Source organism: Cobetia sp. SIMBA_158 (genome assembly GCF_046566945.1).
GTDB classification, from domain to species: Bacteria; Pseudomonadota; Gammaproteobacteria; order Pseudomonadales; family Halomonadaceae; genus Cobetia; species Cobetia amphilecti.
The window spans coordinates 1-266 of the sequence record NZ_JAWJYL010000468.1; the positions used below are offsets into that span (position 1 = coordinate 1).

A 266-nucleotide genomic window follows, 5' to 3' on the forward strand; every position below is an offset into this window, starting at 1 on the left:
CTTCTTGCAGGAATCCGGCTTCGTTGTTAGCGTCGGAATAGACGGTATCGAACGCCTGAATACCCGCAGAGCGCGCGGCCTGCAAAATGGAACAGCGTGCGAACAGCAGTTCAGTTCCTTCCGGGGAGCGTTCTGTACGCAGGTTGCGCACATAGTCTTCTGCACCGAGGGCGATACCGATCAAACGCTCGGAAGCGTGAGCGATTTCCACTGCGCGGGTAATGCCCAGCGGAGATTCAATCGCCGCCAGCAGGCCGGTGCTGCCG

At 59.4% G+C, this 266-nt stretch carries 1 protein-coding gene; it reads right to left on the minus strand.

All coding sequences use genetic code 11. The annotated features are described in order from the left end of the window. Positions 1–266: aldolase/citrate lyase family protein (locus R2R70_RS20705; RefSeq protein WP_410979006.1), on the minus strand; the 266-nt coding region annotated here is incomplete at both ends.